The sequence below is a fragment of the Candidatus Methylomirabilota bacterium genome (assembly GCA_035936835.1).
Taxonomy (GTDB): domain Bacteria; phylum Methylomirabilota; class Methylomirabilia; order Rokubacteriales; family CSP1-6; genus AR37.
The window spans coordinates 1-3,108 of sequence record DASYVT010000095.1 but is presented as its reverse complement, the minus strand read 5'-3'; the positions used below and the strand labels follow the sequence as shown (position 1 = coordinate 3,108).

At 67.4% G+C, this 3,108-nt stretch carries 4 protein-coding genes; all 4 read left to right on the top strand.

The genetic code is table 11. The features are described 5' to 3' along the window. A partial coding sequence (locus VGV06_07850) for a hypothetical protein (GenBank protein HEV2055071.1) occupies positions 1-181 on the top strand: 181 nt, incomplete at its 5' end. Positions 182-218: 37 nt separating this feature from the next. Next, a complete protein-coding gene (gene istA, locus VGV06_07845; GenBank protein ID HEV2055070.1) occupies positions 219-1,556 on the top strand; it encodes an IS21 family transposase in 1,338 nt (445 codons plus the stop codon). Next, positions 1,553-2,332, top strand: a complete 780-nt coding sequence (istB, locus tag VGV06_07840) for an IS21-like element helper ATPase IstB (GenBank protein HEV2055069.1) — start codon at positions 1,553-1,555, stop codon at positions 2,330-2,332. The genes istA and istB overlap by 4 nt, the downstream gene beginning before the upstream one ends. A gap of 265 nt (positions 2,333-2,597) precedes the next feature. Beyond that, entirely contained in the window at positions 2,598-2,759 is a 162-nt protein-coding gene (locus VGV06_07835; GenBank protein HEV2055068.1) for a hypothetical protein, read from the top strand. Positions 2,760-3,108 lie beyond the last annotated feature (349 nt).

The window sequence follows — 3,108 nt, the reverse complement described above, 5'->3', positions numbered from 1 at the left end:
GTTGCTCTACGCCCAGCTCTGGCCCGCGGCGACGACCGCGGCGGTCTTCACGGCCCTGCAGGCCGTCTTCACGACGTGGGGCCTGCCCATCGCGCTCTACACCGATCGCGCCGGCTGGGCCTTTCACACGCCCACGGCCGGTGTCAGCGGTCACCCAATAATCCCCAGCTGTGGTCACTGAATGCTCCCCACCCCTCCTGACAGAGGAGGGCGTGACGATGAACGAGGCATTGTTGGCGGGCGTGGCGCCGGCGGCCGGCGACACTGGCCCCGAGGGCATCTCACTCGGGGAGGGGCGCATGGTCCGGGAGGATTGCTGGCGGGAGGTGCACCGGCTGTATCACGTCGAGCGGCGGTCGAAATCGGAGATCGCCCGGCAGTTGGAGCTGGATCGGAAGACGGTCCGCGGCATCCTGCAGGCGCACGCCTGGCAGCCCTATACGCGCGCCGAGCGGGCCGATACCCTGCTCGCCGACCACGCCGCCTATCTGCGGAGCCGGGCGTCGGCGGTGCAGTACTCAGCGCGGATCCTGTTCCAGGAGTTGCGCCGCGAGCGGCACTACCGGGGGAGTTACGAGACGGTGAAACGCTTCGTGCGGCCGTTGCGGACCGCGGAGCAGGCCGCGGAGCGGGCGGCGGTGCGTTTTGAGACTCCGCCGGGCCAGCAAAGCCAGATCGACTGGGGGCAGGCGCGCATTCACTTCGGCAGCCGGCCGGTCGTCCTGCATGCGTTCATCCTGACGCTCGGCTACTCCCGCCGCAGCTTCCACGAGCCCTGCGTGGGCGAGACGCTCAGCCAGTTTCTGGACGCCCATGAGCGGGCCTTCGAGTACTTCGGGGGCCACACCCGCGAGCATCTCTACGATCGGCCGCGGACCGTCTGCCAGCCGGCCGGTGACGGCCGCGTGGTCTGGAACGCCACCTTCAAGCAGTTCGCCGACTACTGGGGCTTCGAGCCGCACCTCTGTCGGGCCTATCGGGCGCAGACCAAAGGGAAAGTGGAATCGGGGGTGAAGTACTTCAAGCGCAACTTCCTGCCGGGGCGGACCTTCGTCGACGAACAGGATCTGCGCGAGCAGCTCGGCCAGTGGCAGGCCGAGATCGCCGACGTGCGGATGCACGGCACGACCCACGAGCGGCCCGCGGACCGGTTTGCCCGGGAGCGCGCCCACCTGATTGCCACCACCGGCCAGCCGGGCTTCCGCCTTGAGGCGAGCCAGCCGCGGCGGGTCGCCGAGGACTACCTCGTCAGCTTCGAGACCAATCGCTACTCCGTGCCCTTCACGCTGATCGGCCAGACGGTCGAGGTCACCCGCCGGGGCGGCCGGCTGCACCTGACCCATGGCGGCCACCTCGTCGCCGAGCACGACGAGCTCGTGGGCAAGTACCAGCTGCGCATCCTGCCCGAACATGGGCCGGGCGCGATCGCCCGGACGGCCCGCCGCGTGCGCTCGTCGCTGGGCCCCGACGGCGGCGGGCGCGGGGGGCTGCCGGAGGTCGAGCGGCGCGATCTCGCGATCTACGAGGCGCTCGCCACCGCCGAGGGGGCCGTATGAGCGCGGCCCAGCTCGAGCGCCTGCAGGAGCAGATGCAGCGGCTGCGGCTCTTCAAGAGCCGCGAGCGGCTGGAGGCCCTCCTCCAGGAGGCTACGACGAAGGAGGCCTCGTACGCCGACTTCCTCGATACTCTGCTCGCCGAGGAGGTCGCGTCGAAGACCGCCAAGCACGTCACGATGCGCACCCACCTCGCGCGCTTCCCCTTCGTGAAGAGCCTGGAGACCTTCGACTTCAGCTACCAGCCCTCGCTCGACAAGAAGCAGATCCAGACGCTAAGCAGCTGCCACTTCATCGAGCACGGCGAGAATGTCGTCTTCCTCGGGCCGCCCGGCGTCGGCAAGTCGCACCTGGCCGTGGGGCTCGGGCTCAAGGCCATCGAGCGCGGGTATCGCGTGCTCTTCACGACGGCGGCCGGGCTGCTCACGGCCCTGACGCGGGCGGCCACCGAAGGCCGCCTGGACGACCGTCTCAAACTCTACACCGTCCCGCGCCTGCTCATCATCGATGAGATCGGCTACCTGCCCATCGACCGGGCCGGCGCCAATCTCTTCTTTCAGCTCATCAGTCGGCGGTACGAGCGTGGCCCCATGATCCTGACGAGCAACCAGAGCTTTGGGAGCTGGGGCGAGCTCTTCGGCGACCCCGTGCTCGCCACGGCCATCCTCGACCGGGTCCTGCACCACGCGATCACGATCAATATCCGCGGCAACTCCTACCGGCTGAAGGACAAACTCAAAGCCGGCCTCGTGAAGCCGGTCGAGGCCACTACCACCTAAGGCAGCGTCAGAAGATAAGTGACCGAATCTGAGGCCTCCAGTCGGTAAACTGCACGAGCGGAACTCAGCCGTGCCGACGAGGGCAATTCGTTCAGTTATTTTCTGACGCTGCCTAACCGGAGGGTGAGGACTTTTCAATGACCACGCCTGGGGAACACTGGGTGACCCTTGACAGATAACCAGGCGTTGAAGGAGTTGGTCGGAAAAAGGCCTGACGCCCGCGGCGCAACGGATCGCGGTGCGGGCGATGCAGGCGAGTTTCGGGTTGAGTGAGCGCCGGGCGTGCGGCCTGGTGGGCGCGGACCGCTCCACGTGCCGTTACCACGCGCGGCGCGCCGCCTTCGGCGCGGATCAGGCGCAGAGCGCGGCCGACCTGCCCACTGACGAGCAGCGCGTCGCTCCCAAGAATCGCATGGGCCTCTGCTGAGCGGTGCCCGCCGCCACGGCGCGAGCGGGCGGATTGCATGTTTTAGTCGCGTCGCGCTCTTGAAGGGCGAGTGCTGTCCCAACCAACTGAGTAACATAGCGAAAACGTGGTCGTGACTGAAACACGGGTTCAGGTCACGAGCTCGAACCGAAACGCCAATGACCTGTTTGCCTGAAAGTGGTTGGGGGCCCTCGATCTGCAAAGGGGGCTTCACGTGGGTCGCCGTGCCAAGCCATCCAAGATCCGGTCCAAGTCCCACTTTCTCGCGGAATGTCTCGCGAGAGTCTCAGCTCCTGAGACTCAATCTGCCGCCTCGCACTCTTGGGGGCCTGCCGCCTCGCACTCTTGG

What these genes read in the sequence shown, in the direction of transcription:
- istB (HEV2055069.1), top strand. Translation starts at nt 1,553, where the DNA reads ATGAGCGCGGCCCAGCTCGAGCGCCTGCAGGAGCAGATGCAGCGGCTG.
- istA (HEV2055070.1), top strand. Translation starts at nt 219, where the DNA reads ATGAACGAGGCATTGTTGGCGGGCGTGGCGCCGGCGGCCGGCGACACT.